Origin of the sequence: Pseudoalteromonas sp. CR1, assembly GCF_019392235.1 — a bacterium.
Classification (GTDB): Bacteria; Pseudomonadota; Gammaproteobacteria; order Enterobacterales; family Alteromonadaceae; genus Pseudoalteromonas.
The window spans coordinates 1-241 of the sequence record NZ_JAHXRM010000574.1 but is presented as its reverse complement, the minus strand read 5'-3'; the positions used below and the strand labels follow the sequence as shown (position 1 = coordinate 241).

General features: G+C 56.8%; 1 protein-coding gene. It reads left to right on the top strand.

The window, feature by feature from the left end:
- Positions 1-241 (top strand): SulP family inorganic anion transporter (locus KZZ04_RS20605; protein WP_257903719.1); only part of this gene is annotated, 241 nt, incomplete at both ends.

The following is a 241-nucleotide window of genomic DNA, read 5'->3' as shown; positions in this document are numbered from 1 at the left end:
ATTTTTCTGTGGCCTGAAGTGCCGCTGAACTTTGAAACCCTGCGCATCATCTTTCCTTACTCCGCAGCGCTGGCAGTTGTAGGCCTATTGGAGTCGATGATGACCGCGACCATCGTCGACGGTCTGACGGATACCACCAGCAACAAAAACCGCGAGTGCAAAGGTCAGGGTGTGGCCAACATCGCCGCTGGCATGCTCGGCGGGATGGCAGGTTGCGCGATGATCGGCCAGTCAGTCATCA